12 protein-coding genes are annotated in these 17716 nt (G+C 50.2%); 10 read left to right on the top strand and 2 right to left on the bottom strand.

Features of this window, described 5'->3' with window-relative positions:
• The first annotated feature begins 219 nt into the window (after positions 1-219).
• The 7 genes from ACY2VW_RS09120 (at position 220) to ACY2VW_RS09090 (ending at position 9395) form a co-directional block, all read left to right on the top strand.
• Positions 220-1353, top strand: a complete 1134-nt coding sequence (locus ACY2VW_RS09120; RefSeq protein ID WP_461877851.1) for an exonuclease SbcCD subunit D — start codon at positions 220-222, stop codon at positions 1351-1353.
• Positions 1350-4721 carry an SbcC/MukB-like Walker B domain-containing protein gene (locus tag ACY2VW_RS09115; protein WP_461877850.1) on the top strand — a complete coding sequence of 1124 codons (3372 nt, stop codon included), beginning with the start codon at positions 1350-1352 and terminating at the stop codon, positions 4719-4721. Before ACY2VW_RS09120 ends, ACY2VW_RS09115 begins: the two co-directional genes overlap by 4 nt.
• A 167-nt stretch (positions 4722-4888) precedes the next feature.
• Entirely contained in the window at positions 4889-5914 is a 1026-nt protein-coding gene (gene queA / locus ACY2VW_RS09110) for a tRNA preQ1(34) S-adenosylmethionine ribosyltransferase-isomerase QueA (RefSeq protein WP_461877849.1), read from the top strand.
• Between the two features lie 228 nt (positions 5915-6142).
• Positions 6143-6817, top strand: a complete 675-nt coding sequence (locus ACY2VW_RS09105) for a phosphatase PAP2 family protein (protein WP_461877848.1) — start codon at positions 6143-6145, stop codon at positions 6815-6817.
• Positions 6807-7868, top strand: coding sequence for a lysylphosphatidylglycerol synthase transmembrane domain-containing protein (locus ACY2VW_RS09100; RefSeq protein WP_461877847.1), 1062 nt, complete (start codon positions 6807-6809; stop codon positions 7866-7868). The genes ACY2VW_RS09105 and ACY2VW_RS09100 overlap by 11 nt, the downstream gene beginning before the upstream one ends.
• On the top strand, positions 7852-8487 hold the full coding sequence (locus ACY2VW_RS09095; protein WP_461877846.1) for a CDP-alcohol phosphatidyltransferase family protein: 636 nt from the start codon (positions 7852-7854) through the stop codon (positions 8485-8487). Before ACY2VW_RS09100 ends, ACY2VW_RS09095 begins: the two co-directional genes overlap by 17 nt.
• The gene (locus ACY2VW_RS09090; protein ID WP_461877845.1) at positions 8484-9395 is read left to right on the top strand and encodes a phosphatidylserine decarboxylase; all 912 of its coding nucleotides are present in this window, start codon (positions 8484-8486) and stop codon (positions 9393-9395) included. The genes ACY2VW_RS09095 and ACY2VW_RS09090 overlap by 4 nt, the downstream gene beginning before the upstream one ends.
• A gap of 61 nt (positions 9396-9456) precedes the next feature.
• On the opposite strand, the gene aroA is transcribed toward ACY2VW_RS09090, so the two are convergent.
• Entirely contained in the window at positions 9457-10740 is a 1284-nt protein-coding gene (gene aroA / locus ACY2VW_RS09085; protein WP_022461415.1) for a 3-phosphoshikimate 1-carboxyvinyltransferase, read from the bottom strand.
• 34 nt (positions 10741-10774) lie between these two features.
• Positions 10775-11887, bottom strand: coding sequence for a prephenate dehydrogenase/arogenate dehydrogenase family protein (locus tag ACY2VW_RS09080; protein WP_461874241.1), 1113 nt, complete (start codon positions 11885-11887; stop codon positions 10775-10777).
• A gap of 398 nt (positions 11888-12285) precedes the next feature.
• On the opposite strand from ACY2VW_RS09080, the gene ACY2VW_RS09075 reads away from it, so the two are divergent.
• From ACY2VW_RS09075 to ACY2VW_RS09065, 3 genes are all read left to right on the top strand, one after another.
• Positions 12286-14376 carry an elongation factor G gene (locus tag ACY2VW_RS09075; protein ID WP_461877844.1) on the top strand — a complete coding sequence of 697 codons (2091 nt, stop codon included), beginning with the start codon at positions 12286-12288 and terminating at the stop codon, positions 14374-14376.
• A gap of 233 nt (positions 14377-14609) precedes the next feature.
• Positions 14610-17015, top strand: coding sequence for a leucine--tRNA ligase (gene leuS / locus ACY2VW_RS09070; protein ID WP_461877843.1), 2406 nt, complete (start codon positions 14610-14612; stop codon positions 17013-17015).
• Between the two features lie 94 nt (positions 17016-17109).
• Positions 17110-17673, top strand: a complete 564-nt coding sequence (locus tag ACY2VW_RS09065; protein WP_022461419.1) for a TIGR01440 family protein — start codon at positions 17110-17112, stop codon at positions 17671-17673.
• Positions 17674-17716: the final 43 nt, after the last annotated feature.

The following is a 17716-nucleotide window of genomic DNA, read 5'->3' as shown; positions in this document are numbered from 1 at the left end:
TCAAAAATGGCGAAACTCACAGAGGATATGTAACAGCACTATACCCGGAACAAAAAGCGATTAATTTTCAAAGCCCAACAAAACATTGTAAAAAAGTTAATGCGAGAAAGTGCAAATTACTATGGAACTATTCAAAAATCTATTGGTTTGAGAATGCGAGCTAAACACATTTGTCTATGATTAGATGTAATTAACTATATTATTTTAAGGAGGTTTTTCGTGAAATTCTTTCATTTATCCGATCTTCACATTGGAAAGCGTGTGAATGAGTTTTCCATGATCGAGGATCAGAAATATATTTTAACGCAGATTCTGCATGAAACGGAGCAGGAAAAGCCGGATGGGATTCTGATTTCCGGGGATGTGTATGACCGGACGATTCCGACGGCAGAGGCGGTGCAGGTGTTTGATGCGTTTCTGACCCGGCTTTCGGAGCGGAAAACTCCGGTTTTTGTCATCAGCGGCAATCACGACTCGGCGGAGCGGCTGGCGTTTGGAGCGAGTCTGATGGGGAAAAGCGGCATTTATTTTTCAAAGGTATATGACGGAAACGTAGAAAAGATTCCGATGCAGGATGCATATGGAACGGTCTGGATTTACCTTCTTCCATTTTTACGCCCGTCGACGGTACGCCATGCCCTGCCGGAGCGCGCGGAGGAGGTGCAGTCTGCGGCGGACGCTGTGCGGATTGCGCTGGGGCAGATCAAAATCGATGAGAAGGAGCGGAATGTGCTTCTTGCGCACCAGTTCGTGACAGGGGCGAAGCGCTGCGATGCCGAAGAACTGCAGGTCGGCGATGTGGATCAGATACCGTCAGAACTCTTTGCTTCGTTTGACTATGTGGCGCTCGGCCATATCCACAGTCCGCAGAAAGTCGGCCGCGAGACCGTTCGCTACTGCGGCGCACCGCTTAAATACTCCTTTTCGGAAGTAGGACAGGAAAAGTCGATTACCGTTGTGGAGCTGAAAGAAAAAGGAACAGTCAAATTGCGCACGATTCCATTAAAGCCGCTCCATGATCTCCGGAAAATCCGGGGAACGTATCTGGAAGTGACGGCGAAATCATTTTATGAGAACAGAGACTGCGAAGATTACCTGCAGGTGACCCTGATGGATGAAGAGGATGTGCCGGACGGCATGGCAAAACTTCGGACCATTTATCCCAATCTGATGCGTCTCGAATATGATAATAAACGAACGCGGTCGAATGCAGAAGTCCGTGCGGCTGAACGTGTGGAGGAGAAGTCAGAGCTGGAGCTGTTTCAGGAGTTTTATGAGCTGCAGAATAACCAGCCGATGACAGAGGTGCAGGAGCAGTTTGTAGAAGAACTATTGCGGGGGATGAAGGAATGAAGCCAAAGAAATTGACCATCAGCGCATTCGGCCCGTACGCGGACCGGATGGATCTGGATTTTACACAGCTGGGCGGCGGTGGATTATATCTGATCACAGGAGATACCGGCGCGGGAAAAACGACAATTTTTGATGCGATCACGTTTGCGCTCTACGGCGAGGCGAGCGGTGAAATCCGGAAAGGGGAGATGTTCCGCAGCAAATATGCGAAACCGGAAGTACGCACCTTTGTAGAACTCACCTTCACATACCGCGGAAAAGATTACACCGTAAAACGGAATCCGGAGTATCTGCGCCCGAAAGACCGCGGCCAGGGGATGACAACAGAGAAGGCGAATGCAGAGCTGATTTTCCCGGACGAGCGGCAGCCGGTCACAAAAAGTACGGAAGTGACCAAGGCGGTAACGCAGCTTCTTGGATTGGATCAGCGTCAGTTCCGGCAGATTGCCATGATTGCGCAGGGCGATTTTCAGAAACTTCTCCTCGCGGGGACGGCAGACAGGAGCGAAATTTTCCGAAAAATGTTCCATACGGAAATTTATCAGGAACTGCAGAACCGGCTGCGGGATGCGGCGAAAGCGCGGTGGAAAACGTATGATGAGAAAAAACGGAGCATCAGCCAGTATCTTACGGGGATTGTCTGCCCAGAGGATGCGGTGTTTCAGAAAGAACTTGCAAAGCTGAAAAAAGAAAAATTTGACGGAGAGGTGATGCGCGGCATGGAGCTGCTGGCACTCTGCATCGAGATGGATCAGGAGCGCCTTTCCAGGCTGGAAGAGGAGCGCAGTGCACTGGGAACGCAGATGGAACAGCAGAACCGGCTGCTTGGAAAGGTAAAAGAGAGCCGGAAGCGGCAGGAGGAAAAAGCCCAGAAAGAAAAAGAACTGGAGGAGCTGATCCCGGAAGAGGCGGAGAAACGGCAGAAGAGCGAACAGGCAGACCGGGAGGCCTCTGTCTGCAAAGAACTGGAAATACAGATCCGCACAGGGCAGGAAAGCCTGGAACTGCTGCGGAAGATGAAACAGGAAAAAGAGGAACTTCTGGAACGGCGAAAGGAACTGCAGACGGCAGCGGAAGAAAAAGAAGGGCTGCGAACGGAGCAGGAACAGGCAAAAGCGCAGATTACAGAACAAAAAGAACAGGAAGAAGCACTTTCCGGAACGGAGACGCTTCTGGCACGGGCGGAGCAGAAAGAGACACAGGTACGGGAACGGCTTGAAACGATGACATCCTACCGTGAGGCGGTTCTTGCGGCGAATCAAAAGGCCGCAGTTCTGACCGAAGAGTTAAAGCATCTGCAGGAGCAGGAAAATGCGCTTTCGGTTCAGATGGAAACGACGGCGGTGCAGCTGGCAGAAAGACAGGATGCTGCCTTGCAGGAGGAAAAAAGGCGGCAGGCAGGAAAAGAATTTTCACAGCTGCTGAGAAACTGGACGGCAGCGGAGAGAGAGTGGAAGGAGAAGCAGGAGGCGTATCGAAAAAGTCTGGAAATCAGAAATGATGTGCGGGAAACATATCAGGAGATGGAAAGGCTGTTTCTGGATGCGCAGGCGGGGGTTCTGGCAGAAAATCTGACAGAGGGAACCCCGTGCCCGGTCTGTGGATCTGTGCATCATCCGGCACTGGCAAAAAAGGCGGAGCATGCACCGGATAAGGAAGCGCTGGATCAGAAAAAAGAAGAACTGCAGAAGCAGAACGAAGTGACCGCGGCATTAAGCGAAGCGGCGGGAAACTTCGGAAGACAGACGAAAGCGGCAAGGGAAGAACTGGCACGGCGGATTGCCTGGCGAGCTGCTGTTCCGGCAAGGACAGAAGAAGTACCAGTGGATCAGAAATGCCAAAAAGAACAGGAACGTCTGGCACAGCTATCAGAAGAGCAGTTTGCACAGGCTGCCAAGGAAACAGAAAAACAGCTTGCATCAGAAGAAAAGCGTCAGAAAACGCGCCGGGAAGAATATGCGGCATATGAAAAACAGCAGCAGCAGGAACAGAAGCAGCGGGAAAAACGGAAACAGGTGATGGCAGAAAAACAGGCAGAACTTGGCCGGCTGGAAGGAGAAAAACAGACGTTTTCTGTACAGCTGGAACGGAGAATCGCAGAGATCTTAAAAACTGCGGCGGAAGATCAGAAGGCCGATGCAGGACAGCTGCAGACAGCTAAAAACAAATGGGATATTTTTCGACAGGAACCGGAAAAAGAAGAGAGGCTTCAGCAGCTGCTGCTGGCGGCATTGGAATGTGAAAAAGCTCTGGAGCAGGAGAAAAATCAGGTTTCAATACGTAAAAAAGAGCTTCTTGCGAAACAAAAAGAATGGAAAGCTCTGAAACGGATCATTCAGACAGGGACAGAGCAGATGGAACAGCGGGAAAAAGCGATTCACGAAAAAGAACTGTTGGAAACAAAAGTAAGGGAAATGGAAAAAACGCTGCTGGAAAAGATCGGGGAAAAAGAAGCACAGCTTGCTGGAAAAGATGAAGCACAGCTGCGGACCAACATTTCCGAATGGAGTGCGAAAAAAGCGCAGCTGGAGCTGGCACAGCAAGAAGCCCGAAAAGCGTTCGATGAAGTAAAGAACCGTCTGACCGAAGTGCGCGCAGCCATTGCGGCAATCCGTTCCCTCGAAGAAGCTGCAGAAACAGAAAATACCCTTCCTTCCGAAACAGAACTGCAGGAAAAAATTGCAGAGCTGACAGAGCAGAAACAAAAAGTTGATCAGAAGCACAGCGAACAGTACCATGCGGCGAATACGAACCGGTCCACATATCAGGCCGTGCAGAATCAGCTGAGCCAGATGCAGGCAGTGGAAGAGGAGTACAAATGGGTACGCGCACTCGCTGATACGGCAGGCGGCACTCTTGGCGGAAAGCGGAAAATCGAACTCGAGACGTACGTTCAGATGGCCTATTTTGACCGGATTCTGCGAAAAGCCAATCTCCGTTTCCTGACCATGAGCGGCGGGCAGTATGAACTGAAACGACAGGAGGACGGTGCAAATAAAAAAGAAAAAGCCGGTCTGGATCTGAATGTCATCGATCACTATAACGGAACAGAGCGCAGTGTCCGCACACTCTCCGGCGGTGAGTCTTTCCAGGCATCGCTTTCACTGGCACTTGGCCTTTCTGATGAAATCCAGTCGTACGCGGGAGGAATCCAGCTCGATGCGATGTTTGTGGATGAGGGCTTTGGTTCGCTCGACGAGGAGTCTCTGAATCAGGCAGTCAAGGCACTGGAGGGACTTGCCGGCGGAAACTGTATGGTCGGCATTATCTCCCATGTGCCGGAATTAAAAGAACGGATCGAGAAAAAGATCGTTGTGACGAAAAACAGAAGCCGTGAAGGTGTGGGAAGCACAGCGGTGATTGAATAAAAGAAAAATCGCAGAAATGGTTTCCTAAATTTCTTGTCAGATGGCAGATGCAATGGTATAATAAGGGGCGTTGGACTTAAAAAGAAAGCGTGCAGCGAGTTACAGAACTCAATATTTTGTAGACCACCGGCCTTATGCGCCGGCTTGCAATAGAATGGAGGAAACCAATGAAAACTTCAGATTTTTACTATGATCTGCCAAAAGAACTGATTGCGCAGGATCCGCTCGAAGACCGCAGCGCCTCCCGCCTGATGCATCTGAATAAAGAAACCGGTGAATATGAGCATGGCCATTTCCGTGATATTCTGAAATACTTAAAACCGGGCGACTGCCTTGTGATCAACGATACCAAAGTAATTCCGGCGCGTCTCTACGGTTCGAAAGTCGGCACCGATGCAGCAATCGAAATCCTTCTGTTAAAAAGAAGAGAAAATGATATCTGGGAGACCCTCGTAAAACCGGGCAAAAAATGTAAGGTCGGCACGGTGATCTCCTTCGGCGACGGCATTCTGACCGGAGAGGTTGTGGATATTGTCGATGAGGGAAACCGTCTGATCCAGTTCCATTACGACGGCATTTTCGAGGAGATCCTCGACCAGCTTGGCGAGATGCCGCTGCCGCCGTATATCACACACAAACTGCAGGATAAGAACCGCTACCAGACGGTATACGCGAAACATGAGGGAAGCGCAGCCGCTCCGACCGCAGGACTGCACTTTACAAAAGAGCTTCTGCAGCAGGTGCGGGATGCCGGCGTAAAGATTGCACATGTAACCCTGCATGTCGGCCTCGGCACCTTCCGTCCGGTGAAAGTGGAGGATGTCACCCAGCATCACATGCATTCTGAGTTTTATGTGGTAGAAGAAGATCAGGCAAAACTGATCAACGATACGAAAGCAGCAGGCGGCCGTGTCATCGCAGTCGGAACAACGAGCTGCCGTACCCTGGAATCGGCAACCGGCGAGGACGGCATTTTAAAAGCCGGAAGCGGCTGGACCGAGATCTTTATCTATCCGGGCTACAGATTCAAGATGATCGACGGGCTGATCACCAATTTCCATCTGCCGGAGTCCACACTTGTGATGCTGGTATCGGCACTGGCTGGAAAAGAGCATATTATGGCAGCTTATGAAGAGGCTGTAAGAGAAAAATACCGCTTTTTCTCCTTCGGCGATGCCATGATGATTGAATAAAAAATTCGTTTATGACAAAAATACGATGCTGAAAGAAAACGACCATATAGGAACACCCGCGAAGCCCTATATGGTCGTTTTTTGTCCAGCGAATCTTCTAAATCTTTCTTTTTCCCTGCCGAAAAACAGAAGATTTTATTAAGGTTTCTGAAAACGAGCGGAACTGGGTTGTGTCAGGGAATGTTTTTGCGTATACTGATACGTGTTTGAGACAAGGGAGGACGGATTTTGAAGAGAGACGAGAGAAGAAAGTTTCCATACTATGGTATCCTGCCGCTGGTTCTGACTCTGACAGCGAATTTTATCGCTTATTTTGGAACGCGGCTGTTTACCAGTTCGTGGAAACATTACAATATAGAAACGGTGCTGGACCAGCAGATCCCGGTGATCCCGTGGACGATCGTGATTTATTTTGGCTGTTATCTGGTCTGGATTGTAAATTATCTGATTGCCGCAAGCAGAGAGAAAGAATTTGTCTGGCGGTTCTTTGCAGCAGATGTTCTGGCGCGGCTTGTCTGTATGGCATTTTATCTGCTGCTGCCGACAACGAACGTAAGGCCGTCGATCCCGGAACAGGGATTCTGGAATCAGATGCTTGCCTTGCTCTACCAGATGGATGCGGCGGACAATTTGTTCCCATCGATTCACTGCCTGAACAGCTGGTTCTGCTATATCGCAGTCCGCGGCAGAAGGGAGATTCCGCGCTGGTATCAGCGGTTCTCTTTCTGGGCGGCACTTGCCGTGTTTGTTTCTACGCTGACAACAAAGCAGCATGTGATTGCAGATGTGATTGGCGGAGCGCTTCTGGCAGAAGTGACGTGGCAGATCGCGGGACGCACGCATCTTGGTGCATGGTATGGAATGATATTGGAACGAAGGAGGTGGAAACGCCGTGCAGAGTAAGAAAAAAATGATCGTGAATACTGTTTTTCTCGTTGTGATTTTTGCGTTGACGATATACGGTGTTTTCCACGGCGAAGACCTTGGGGCAATGATGGAAGCAATGCGGCGCGCAGACGTGCGGTGGCTGCTGCCGGGACTGTTCTGTGTCGTGTTTTTTATCTGGGGAGAATCGATCATCATCTGGTACATGATGCATTCCTTTCAGATTCCGGTGAAGAAGCGGACATGTTTTCTGTTTTCTTCCGTCGGATTCTTTTTCAGCTGTATCACACCGTCCGCAAGCGGCGGCCAGCCGATGCAGCTCTACTATATGAAAAAAGAGAAAATATCACTTCCGGTATCAACGGTGATTCTGATGATCGTCACGATCACCTACAAAGCGGTACTGGTCGTGGTGGGACTTGGGCTTGTTCTGTTCGGACAGGGCTTCCTGCACCGGTATCTGACGGAAATCCTTCCGGTTTTCTATCTGGGAATCGGTCTGAATGTCTTCTGTATCACAGCCATGCTTATTCTAGTTTTTCATCCGGCGCTTGCGCGGACGATTCTGGTTTTTGGACTGAAAATCGTGGAAAAACTGCATTTGACGAAACGAAAAGAAAGCCGCCTGAAAAAACTGGAAGCTTCCATGGAAGTCTACCAGAATACGGCAGCGTATCTTGGCACCCACAAAATGGTGCTGGTCAATGTCCTTGCGATTACCTTTGCACAGAGGTTTGCTTTATTTGCAGCAACATGGTTTGTATACCGCGCCTTCCATCTATCAGGCATTTCCTTTATCACCATTGTGCTGCTGCAGGCGGTTATTTCCGTATCGGTTGACATGCTGCCGCTTCCGGGAGGAATGGGAATCAGCGAGACACTGTTCCTGAAAATTTTTCCGCCGGTCTTTGGAAGCACGCTGCTTCTTCCGGCAATGGTGCTTTCCAGAGGGCTCGGCTACTACGGGGAGCTGCTGGTGAGTGCAGTCTTTACCATCGTCGCACAGCTTACGATCGGGAATACGAAAAGAGAAAAAAGAGGGGGAACTACATATGATAGGGTTCTATGATTATACCGTAATATTAACATATATCAGCTTTGCATCGTCCATCAGCGGCATTTTTCTTGCAACGCGGGGACACTTTAACTGGGCGATTTTTTGTCTTGCTTTTTCCGGACTATGCGATATGTTCGATGGAAAAATTGCGCGGACGAAGAAAAACAGGACCGAAGATGAAAAGCGGTTCGGCATTCAGATCGATTCGCTCTGCGATGTGGTCTGTTTCGGCGTCTTTCCGATCGTGCTCTGCTATGAGCTTGGCATGACACATTTTTACAGCATTCCGATTCTTATTTTCTACGGTCTTGCGGGCGTGATCCGTCTGGGATATTTTAACGTGATGGAAGAGAAGCGTCAGAATGAAACTTCGGAGAACCGGAAATATTACCAGGGACTGCCGATTACCTCGATGTCAGTAGCTCTGCCGCTGCTGTTCGTCTTTGCGCCGCTCTGCCGCGGATACTTTCTGATCTGGCTGCATCTGCTGGTGCTGGCGGTCGGCGTTCTGTTTATCACAGATTTCCGCTTCCGCAAGCCGACGAATAAAGAGCTTGCTGTGCTGGTAGCGGTCGTTGGAGCGGCTGTGCTCCGCGGACTTCTGATCTGGAAGGGAGGAAGAACGATTTGAGACTCTGCGCTTGTCCTTACCGAAAACAGGGGAAAAATCATCCAAAGCTTGATCTGATCCGCGAGGAAAATGATCTGCAGGACCGTTTTCTGCACATGATGTACAGCCATGCCGCCGGAAGAGCCGCGATGCAGCCGCTGGTTCAGCCGATTGTATCACGTGCGGCAGGCCGCTTTCTGGACAGCCGCTGGTCGGTGCCGCTGATTGCACCGTTTGTAAAGAAAAATCGTATTTCGATGAAGGAATGCACCGCAAAGCAGTTTATCTCGTTCAATGATTTCTTTGTGCGGAAGCTGAAAATGGATGCACGTCCGTTTTCCAATGCGCCGCAGGATTTTATCAGCCCGTGTGATGCGCGGCTTACGGTTTATCCGATTCATGAGAACGGGAAGTTTGAGATCAAGAACACAGAATATACGCTGGAACAGCTTCTGCGCGACCGGAAGCTGGCAAAACGGTATGAGGGCGGAACGTTATTTCTGTTCCGGCTTTCCGTGGACGATTATCACCGGTATCTCTTTGTGGATGACGGCGTCTGCTCGACGGAACGGCGGATTGAGGGTGTGCTCCACACGGTCAATCCGGCGGCGAATGATTTCTGCCCGATCTATAAAGAAAATACGAGAACCTACACGCTGCTGCAGTCCGCAAATTTCGGCACACTGCTGCAGATGGAGGTCGGCGCGATGATGGTCGGAAAGATTGTCAATGAAAATGCCGGAGCGGCGAGACGTGTACAGCGCGGCGAAGAGAAAGGCTATTTTGCCTTCGGTGGTTCGACAGTGATCGTTCTGGCACAGAAGGGAAGCGCAGTGCCGGAAAAACGGATCTGGAATTATTCGCGGCTTGGAATCGAGACGCGGGTACGGCAGGGAGAAACAGTTGGAATGGCCGGAAGAACAGGGTAAAAGCAAAAAAAATGGATTGTGAGGAAATGATCTTCACAATCCATTTTTGTTTAAACGTTTTTTATGCCTGCAGCCGTGCCAGATCCTGGTAGAACGTCGGATACGAGATATCCACACAGCCGGCGCGCAGGATTTCCGTCGGTGTCTCTGCGGCAAGCGATGCGATTGCAAACGACATCGCAATGCGGTGGTCGAGGCGGCTGTCGATCTGGGCGCCGTGGAACGGTTTTCCGCCCTCAATGATCATGCCGTCGTCCGTGCCTTCCAGGGAAACACCCATCGCGGTGAGTTCGTTTACCATGATATCAAGACGGTTCGATTCTTTGACTTTCAGCTCCTCCGCATTCCGGATCACGGTTGTACCGTTCGCTGTGGCGGCAAGAACCGCGATGATCGGGATTTCATCGATCAGGGTCGGGATCAGTTCGCCCTCGATGACAGTGCCGGAAAGAGACGGCGTATAGCGCACGAGAAGGTCTGCAACCGGTTCTCCGCCGGAGTTCTGCTCATTCAGAAGTGTGATGTCAGCACCCATGGCGCGGCAGACGCGGAGCATACCGTCGCGGGTCGGATTGATGCCGACATTTTTCAGGAGCACCTCAGAGCCTGGAACTATCAGCGCGGCGGCGATGAAGTAGGCGGCGGAGGAAATATCTCCCGGCACACGGACGAGATTTCCATGGAGATCCGGGTCCGGCAGAACCGATGCGGTCAGCCCTTCGGAGGCAACGTCGGCGCCGAAGAATTTCAGCATCAGTTCCGTATGGTTTCTGGAAAGAGCCGGTTCGGTAACGCTTGTTTTTCCGTCAGCATACAGTCCGGCAAGCAGGACACACGATTTGACCTGTGCGGATGCGACCGGCGAAAGATAGGAGATGGCGTGGAGCGGATGGCCGTTGATCGCAAGCGGCGCACAGCCGTTTTCCGGAATACTGCGGATGGAAGCGCCCATCTGGGTCAGCGGATTGATGATGCGTCCCATCGGCCGTTTCTGAATGGAAGCGTCACCGGTCAGTGTACTGGAAAAGTTCTGGCCGGCAAGAATGCCGGAGATCAGGCGTGTCGTTGTTCCGCTGTTTCCGCAGTCGAGAACGGCAGACGGAGCCGAAAGCCCGTGCAGGCCTTTTCCATGAACGAGGATGCGCTCCGGCGTGTTCTCTATCTCAATGCCCATACTGCGGAAGCAGGAGATGGTGGAGAGACAGTCGGCACCCTGTAAAAAGTTTGTGACTTCTGTGGTTCCCTCTGAAATGGCACCGAACATGACGGCGCGGTGGGAAATGGATTTATCGCCCGGCACGGAGATTTCTCCGCGCAGAGGGCGTACTGCTTTCTGGAACTGCATAACGTAACTTCCTCCTGTCAAAATATACGCACTTTTAATTGCGGATATGGATGGTATAACCATGGTCTTTTAAGACCTTCCGGGCAAGAATGCCTGCCTGCTCTTCATAAAATTCAATGCGGAGAGCGCCCTCTTCGAACTCGCGGTTATGCGTAATGCCGATATTTTTAATACTGATCTGGTTGATGGCAAGAATCGTTGTAACGGCTGCAATTCCGCCAGCTTCATCGAGCAGGTCACAGTAAACGACGTATTCTTTCTTCGTTGGTCCATAGGAAGAATCTTCCATGGAATTCCGGTATTCGCGGGAACTCTCAAACATATTGTAGAGCTCGTGGCCTTTTTTGTTGTCAACCAGGTATTTTGCCTGGACGAGAAGGCGGATATAGGAATCCAGCACATTCGAGAGCTGCTTCTGGTTTGAGAGACAGATCTGCTGCCATACCTCCGGGGAGGAAGAAGCGATGCGGGTGATGTCCTTGAAGCCGCCTGCAGCAACGGTTTTCATCTGCTCTTCCGGTGTGTCCAGGGATGCGAGTGCATTGACCAGGGTAGCGGCAACGATATGCGGCAGATGGCTGACACCTGCGGTGATGTAGTCGTGCTCTTCGTATGTTAAAACCATCGGGATCGCCTTTAAGGACTGGACAAGATCAACGAAAGCGGAAACTGCCGCGATCTCAACGTCTGGTCCAGGTGTAATCATATAGTATGCATTTTCCAGCAGGTAATCGGTGGCACTGGAATATCCTGTCTTTTCGGAGCCTGCCATCGGATGGCCGCCGATAAACTGGTGCGTCATGCCGAGGGTCTCAACCGCCTGATGGATTTCTCCTTTTACACTTCCGACGTCTGTGATGATACAGCCCGGTTTTGCGATGCCTTTCACGAACGGAAGATAGGAGATGTTGGTGCTGACAGGAGCACATAAGAAGATATAGTCACAGTCGGCAAAGCGGTCGTCCCGTTCTTCCAGCGCGATATCAATCACGCCCTCCTGAATTGCCTCTTCGATCGTCGCTTTGGTGCGGCAGTAGGCCATCAGTTTATACTCCGGGTGAACCTTTCTGAGGGTTTTTGCAATGGAGCCGCCGATGAGGCCAAGGCCGATAAAGCCGATGCAGATTTTTTCGGATGTATCACACATAATTCAAGTAGTCCTTTCTGACATTTTTCGTAGGTAAATCGTATAAAAGACATTGTAAAGCATCTGAAATCAAATGTCAAAGATTTCTTGCTTTAAAGTGACAAAGCATTTTTGGAAGGCAGCAATTTTGCTTGTTTTGCAAAATCCGGCAGATTCCACAGAAAAGCCAGACAGAAAAGCGGAAGAAAGGCAGAATAACCAGCTAAAATACATATAAAATTTAAAAATTCAGAAATATATTGTGAAATATGAATAATATACTTGCAAAAAAGAAAAAACTTTAGTAGAATAGTGACTATGATAAGAGGAACGGAAGACGTGAATCTTGATAAAAAGCAGAAAGGCGAACAGGAGCGGCCTTACAATCTGCAAATTTACTTACATGGGAGGTATTACATATGGACGTTTTTAGAACTGACCGAATCAGAAATGTGGTGCTGCTGGGACACAGCGGTTCCGGAAAGACAAGTCTGACCGAAGCTATGGCTTATCTTTCCGGTATGACAAGCCGTCTCGGAAAAGTGACAGACGGAAATACCGTCAGCGATTTTGACAAAGAAGAAATCAAGCGCAAATGCTCGATTTCCACAACGCTTGTCCCGGTCGTATGGGGAAAGAATAAGATCAATGTTCTGGATACTCCTGGAATGTTTGATTTCGTAGGAGAAGCACAGGAAGCCGCTTCCGCAGCAGATGCCGCTGTAATCGTAGTATCCGGAAAAGCCGGCGTGCAGGTCGGAACCCAGAAAGCATGGGAACTCTGCGAGAAATACAATCTTCCGCGTATGATCTTCGTAACGGAAATGGATCAGGACGATGTCAGCTACCGTCAGGTAGTGGAGCAGCTCACCGAACTGTACGGAAAACGAATCGCACCGCTTCATATGCCTCTGCGTGAGGATGGTAAATTTGTAGGATATATCAACATCGTAAAGAACAAAGGCCGCCGATATATCGAAAAAGATAAAAAAGAAGAATGCCCGATTCCGGATTACTCCGTAGAATATCTGGAGAAGTACCGTGAAACCCTGATGGAATCCGTGGCAGAAACAAGTGAAGAGTTTATGGACCGCTACTTTGGCGGAGAAGAGTTCTCGGTAGCAGAGATTTCCGCAGCGCTTGCCATGAACGTAGGAGACGGCACCATCGTTCCGGTATGCATGGGCTCTCCGGTCAATCTGCAGGGCGTATCGAACCTTCTTGATGATATCTGCGGATACTTCCCGGATCCGTCCACCCGTCCGTGTGCCGGCATCAACCTCGACACGAACGAGATTTTCGAGGCAAATTACGATTTCGCAAAACCGAAGAGCGCGACCATTTTCAAGACGATCGTGGATCCGTTCCTTGGAAAATATTCGATGATCAAGGTTTGCTCCGGTGTCATCAAGAGCGACGATGTACTCTATAATGTAGATCAGGAATCCGAAGAAAAACTGAATAAACTGTATGTCCTCGAAGGCTCCAAACCGATCGAAGTACCGGAGCTGCACGCAGGAGATATCGGTGCTATCGCAAAACTCGGCGATGCAAAAACCGGTGATTCCCTTGCGACAAAGAACAATCAGGTCCGCTACGGAAAACCGGATGTTTCCACTCCGTACACCGCAAAACGATATAAACCGAAGAACAAAGCCGATGTAGATAAGATTTCCCAGGCATTTGCAAAGATGATGCAGGAAGACCTGACGATGAAAGCAGTCAACGATTCTGCAAACCATCAGACGCTGCTGTACGGCATGGGCGACCAGCACATCGATATTATCGTAAGCAAACTGCTGGAACGCTACAAAGTAGAAGTAGAGCTGTCACGTCCGAAGGTAGCCTTCCGCGAGACGATCCGCAAGAATTCGGATGTAGAAGCAAAATACAAAAAACAGTCCGGCGGCCACGGTCAGTACGGTCATGTAAAGATGCGCTTCTCCGCTTCCGGTGATCTCGAAAAACCATACGTTTTCGAGCAGGAAGTTGTCGGCGGCGCTGTTCCGAAGAACTACTTCCCGGCTGTTGAAAAAGGTATCCAGGAAGCTGTACAGAAAGGCCCTCTGGCTGCTTATCCGGTAGTCGGCGTGAAAGCCGTTCTGTATGATGGTTCTTATCATCCGGTAGACTCCTCCGAGATGGCATTCAAGACCGCAGCGATCCAGGCATTCAAGAAAGGCTTTATGGAAGCATCTCCGGTTCTCCTTGAGCCGATCGTTTCGATGAAGATCACCGTAGACGATAAATACACCGGCGATATCATGGGCGACCTCAACAAACGCCGCGGCCGTGTACTCGGCATGAACCCGGATCACAAGGGCCATACCATTATTGAGGCCGATGTTCCGGAGCTTGAGATCTACGGATACGGCACAACGCTCCGCTCCATGACAGGCGGAAGCGGTGATTTCTCCTATGAGTTTGCAAGATATGAGCAGGCTCCGTCCGATATCCAGGCAAAAGAGATTGAGGAAAGAGCTTCGAAGGTTGAAAAAGCAGAAGAATAAAGTTTTATAAAATAGTGTGATAAAACAGAGAAAATCCGGTTTCGGGAGCAGAATTCGCCCGTAAACCGGATTTTTCTGCGGTTTTTGAAGAAAAACGGAGGATATAGGAAAAAATAAATTGTAAAAACAGGGAAAGAGTGATAGAATACAGCTATATGTTCAAATGTGCATGCTGTCCCACTCGGCAGTGTGAGAAAAAAGAACTTTGAACTTGAACATGCAGGAGGTTACCCATGAGTAAAAGATATGAGCCACAGAACATTGAGAAAAAGTGGCAGAAGATCTGGCAGGACGAGAAAGCCTTTGCCGCCACAGATGATTATACAAAGCCAAAATACTATGCACTCGTTGAGTTTCCGTATCCGTCAGGACAGGGACTTCACGTGGGCCATCCGCGTCCGTACACCGCACTGGATATCGTAGCCAGAAAGCGCAGAATGCAGGGCTACAACGTACTGTATCCGATGGGATGGGATGCATTTGGTCTTCCGACTGAGAACTATGCGATCAAGAACCACATCCATCCGAAGATCGTTACCAAAAACAACGTACATCACTTCAAAGATCAGCTTCAGTCCCTTGGATATTCCTTTGACTGGGACAGAGAGATCAACACCACCGATCCGGAGTACTATCACTGGACCCAGTGGATCTTCCTCAAACTCTTCAAAGCAGGTCTTGCTTACAAGAAAGAAATGCCGATCAACTGGTGTACTTCCTGTAAGGTAGGTCTTGCAAACGAGGAAGTTGTAAACGGCGTGTGCGAGCGCTGCGGAAGCCCGGTTGTCCGCAAAGTAAAGAGCGAGTGGATGCTGAAGATCACCGAGTATGCAGACAAGCTGATCGATGGTCTGGACGGCGTTGACTATATTGAGCGTGTCAAAACTTCCCAGAAAAACTGGATCGGACGTTCCCACGGAGCAGAGGTTGATTTCTCCCTGAAAGATAAACCGGAGAAGCTGACCATCTACACCACACGCCCGGATACCCTGTTCGGTGTTACGTACATGGTACTCTCCCCGGAGCATCCGTACATCGACCAGTACAAAGATGAGATCAAGAACTGGGATGAGGTCTGCGCATACCGTGAGATGGCAGCCAGAAAATCTGACTTTGAGCGTTCCGAGCTTGCAAAAGACAAGACCGGTGTCATGATCGACGGACTTTCCGCAGTCAACCCGGTTAATGGAAAAGAGATCCCGATCTGGATTTCCGATTATGTACTGATGAGCTACGGCACCGGCGCCATCATGGCAGTGCCGGCACACGATGAGCGTGACTGGGAGTTCGCAAAGAAATTCAACATGCCGATCATCGAGGTTGTTGCAGGCGGCGACGTACAGAACGAAGTTTACACCGACGTTGCAGAGGGAACTCTTGTCAACTCCGGTTTCCTGAACGGACTTTCCGTTGCGGAAGCAAAAAAGAAAATTCTTGAGTGGCTCGAAGAGAACCACGTTGGAAAAGCAAAAACAAACTATAAGCTGCGTGACTGGGTATTCTCCCGTCAGCGTTACTGGGGTGAGCCGATTCCGATCGTACACTGCGACAAATGCGGTTACGTTCCGGTTCCGGAAGAATCTCTTCCGCTGGAGCTGCCGGATGTAGAGAGCTACATGCCGACCGATAACGGTGAGTCTCCGCTGGCTGCCATGACAGACTGGGTCAACACCACCTGCCCGTGCTGCGGCGGACCTGCAAAACGTGAGACCGATACCATGCCGCAGTGGGCTGGTTCTTCCTGGTATTACATCCGTTATACCGATCCGAAGAACAAAGAAGCTCTGGCAAGCAAAGAAGCTATGAAATACTGGCTGCCGGTTGACTGGTACAACGGAGGAATGGAGCACACAACCCTTCACCTTCTGTATTCCCGTTTCTGGCATAAATTCCTGTACGATCAGGGCGTAGTTACCTGCCCGGAACCGTATCAGAAACGTACTTCCCACGGAATGATCCTCGGCGAGAACGGTGAGAAGATGAGTAAATCCCGCGGAAACGTTGTCAACCCGGATGATATCGTAGCTGAGTTCGGTGCAGATACCCTGCGTACGTATGAGATGTTCATCGGTGCCTTCGACTTAAGTGCATCCTGGTCTCAGGAAGGCGTAAAAGGATGCCGTCGTTTCCTCGAGCGTGTATGGAAACTGCAGGACAGCCTGGTAGACGGAGATTCCTACTCCAAAGAGCTGGAGTCCAAAATGCACCAGACCATCAAGAAAGTATCCAGCGACTATGAGTCCCTGAAATACAACACAGCGATCGCAGCCATGATGACCCTGGTCAACGAGTTCTACAAAGCCGGAAAAGTAACGAGAAAAGAGTTCGAAACCCTTCTGATCCTGCTGAATCCGGTTGCACCGCATATGACCGAGGAACTGTGGGCAGACCTTGGATACGAAGGCCGTCTGTACCAGACCGCATGGCCGGAGTTTAACGAGGAGAAGACCGTAGAGGCAGTAGCCGAGATCGCTGTTCAGATCAACGGCAAAATGCGCGGAACGATCAAAATCGCCAAAGATGCAGATAAAGAGACCGCAATCGCCGCTGCAAAAGAGGCAGTTGCAGACAAACTGACCGGAAACATCGTAAAAGAAATTTACGTACCGGGAAGAATTGTGAATATCGTTCAGAAATAATAATTATATAAGCTGAAGAAAGGAGGCTGATTCTTGGAAAAAGAGTCAGTCTCCTTTTGCATAAATATTGCTGTTTAGCAAGGAGGGATACAAAATGGATCTTGAAACAATCAGACAGGAAGCGCGTGCCGTTGCAGAGGAGCTGATTACGACGGCGCAGATGAAACCGGGACAGATTCTGGTAGTGGGATGTTCTTCGAGTGAAATTCACAACAGTAAGCTCGGAACGGATTCCAGCCAGGAGATCGGGCAGGCGGTGTTTGAGGCGCTGTATGCGTGTACGAAGGAGCACGGGCTGTATCTGGCGGCGCAGTGCTGTGAGCATCTGAACCGCGCGGTTGTTCTGGAGCGTGCGGCGGCAGAAAAATACGGTTACGAGCCGGTCTGCGCGGTACCGTGGCTGCATGGCGGCGGATCGTTTGCGATGGCGGCATACTATGGATTGGAGGACGCTGTCACCGTAGAGCGTGTGCAGGCGCATGCAGGTATTGATATCGGTGATGTGCTGATCGGCATGCAGCTGAAGGCAGTAGCCGTTCCGGTCCGGGTATCACAGAAAACCATCGGAGATGCGCATGTTGTCTGCGCGCGGACAAGACCGAAATACATCGGCGGCGAGCGGACGCATTACGCGGAAGACCCCGAGATGAGAAAGTAAGAAACTGTGATTGGTAAATCAAAAAATGCCGTACAGGCGGAGA

This window comes from Fusicatenibacter sp., assembly GCF_977045365.1.
Note: the sequence above shows the minus strand (reverse complement) of the source record. Positions and strands in the feature narration are given on the sequence as shown.

Bases quoted from the DNA above. Each gene is read 5' to 3' on its own strand.
- ACY2VW_RS09115 (WP_461877850.1), top strand. From the start codon at position 1,350: ATGAAGCCAAAGAAATTGACCATCAGCGCATTCGGCCCGTACGCGGAC.
- queA (WP_461877849.1), top strand. From the start codon at position 4,889: ATGAAAACTTCAGATTTTTACTATGATCTGCCAAAAGAACTGATTGCG.
- ACY2VW_RS09095 (WP_461877846.1), top strand. From the start codon at position 7,852: ATGATAGGGTTCTATGATTATACCGTAATATTAACATATATCAGCTTT.
- aroA (WP_022461415.1), bottom strand. From the start codon at position 10,740: ATGCAGTTCCAGAAAGCAGTACGCCCTCTGCGCGGAGAAATCTCCGTG.
- ACY2VW_RS09080 (WP_461874241.1), bottom strand. From the start codon at position 11,887: ATGTGTGATACATCCGAAAAAATCTGCATCGGCTTTATCGGCCTTGGC.
- ACY2VW_RS09075 (WP_461877844.1), top strand. From the start codon at position 12,286: ATGGACGTTTTTAGAACTGACCGAATCAGAAATGTGGTGCTGCTGGGA.
- leuS (WP_461877843.1), top strand. From the start codon at position 14,610: ATGAGTAAAAGATATGAGCCACAGAACATTGAGAAAAAGTGGCAGAAG.
- ACY2VW_RS09065 (WP_022461419.1), top strand. From the start codon at position 17,110: ATGGATCTTGAAACAATCAGACAGGAAGCGCGTGCCGTTGCAGAGGAG.